The following is a 652-nucleotide window of genomic DNA, read 5'->3' as shown; positions in this document are numbered from 1 at the left end:
ATAAGAGACAGGGTCGGCCTCGTTCGCCCGCGCCGGGGCGTCCGCCGCCCGTACCACCGGTCCGATCGCGATGCCGTCCGCCACCATGCCCACTCCCGCTCCCGCCGGGACCATCCCGACCCCGGCCATCCTCCCGCCCGAACGGGCCGTGGACGCCTAGGGACCCGCGCCGGGCTGCGCGAACCCACTCCCCGGGGGCACGATGGCGGTATGCCGAAACCCTCTCGTGCCGGGGCCCGTCGCTCCGGAAACGTCGACTCCGTGCGATCCGTCCGCTCCCGCGACTCCGTGCTGTGCGTCGGTTCCACGGACTCCGTGCTCTCCCTGTGGTCCAGGGACTCCGTGCTGTCGATCGGCTCCACCGGATCGGCGCTGTCCATCGGATCGGTGGGCTCGTTCCTGTCGCTGGGCTCCGTCGGCTCCGCGCTGTCGGTCCTGTCGGTCGGATCGTGGCTGAGCACCGCCTCGCTGCTCTCGGCCCGCTCGACCCGCTCGGTGATGTCCTGGCGGTCGCGGGGCGGCGTCATGGCCGCCGGCACCACCGCCGCCGCGCTGGTCTCCCTGGCGGCCCTGGCCACCGACCGGCGCCCGCGCCGGGCGGGGTGAGGTAGGGCCGCGACCGGGAGCCGGGAGCCGGGGGCCGGTCTCTTAT

General features: G+C 74.5%; 1 protein-coding gene. It reads left to right on the top strand.

Annotated features, from left to right (window positions below; genetic code table 11):
* Positions 1–261: 261 nt before the first annotated feature.
* Entirely contained in the window at positions 262–606 is a 345-nt protein-coding gene (locus FNQ90_RS25880; RefSeq protein WP_182608524.1) for a hypothetical protein, read from the top strand.
* Positions 607–652: the final 46 nt, after the last annotated feature.

Origin of the sequence: Streptomyces alkaliphilus, from assembly GCF_014141535.1 — a bacterium.
Classification (GTDB): domain Bacteria; phylum Actinomycetota; class Actinomycetes; order Streptomycetales; family Streptomycetaceae; genus Streptomyces; species Streptomyces alkaliphilus.
Note: the sequence above shows the minus strand (reverse complement) of the source record. Positions and strands in the feature narration are given on the sequence as shown.